Below are 657 nucleotides of genomic sequence, written 5' to 3' on the forward strand. Positions count from 1 at the left end.
AGAAATCTCGGGATTCCCACGGTATTGGATCGCTATATTCAACAAAGTTTTGCTCAGGTGCTAAGCTCCTATTATGAGCCAACATTTAGCGATTATAGTTATGGATTTCGTCCAAACCGTAGTACACACGATGCTGTGGAACAATCTTTATCTTATCTGAATTCAGGTTATGAGTATGTGGTAGTGATTGACATATCCAACTATTTTGGGACGGTAAATCACGATCAATTGCTCTATAGTTTAAGTAAAGAGAGCGAAGATAAAGTTTTCCTGAAGTTGATTCGTAAATACCTCCAAAGTGGGGTAATGATCAATGGAGTCAAACAGGCAACCTTAGAAGGTACTCCCCAAGGGGGTAATCTCAGCCCCGTTCTCTCTAATGTGTATTTAGATCGTTTAGATAAAGAATTGGAATCTCGCGGTCATCGTTTTGTTCGATACGCTGATGATCTGAGCATTTATGTAAAGAGTCAGCGAGCAGGCGAACGCATCCTATCCAATGTCAGTGACTGGTTAACCAAACGTCTAAAGCTCCGAGTGAATATGGAGAAATCAGGTGTTTATAGGTACAACCGCGCTGAATTGCTTGGATTTGGCTACTATAAGGATTCCAAGGGTATCGAGTTGCGTATTAGCAAGAATAGTCTGCGCAGATTT

The 657-nt window shown here is 41.1% G+C and carries 1 protein-coding gene; it reads left to right on the forward strand.

The features are described 5' to 3' along the window. Positions 1–657 (forward strand): reverse transcriptase domain-containing protein (locus Q0954_RS34245; RefSeq protein WP_299466670.1); only part of this gene is annotated, 657 nt, incomplete at both ends.

The organism is uncultured Microscilla sp., assembly GCF_947493425.1.
Lineage (GTDB): Bacteria > Bacteroidota > Bacteroidia > Cytophagales > Microscillaceae > Microscilla.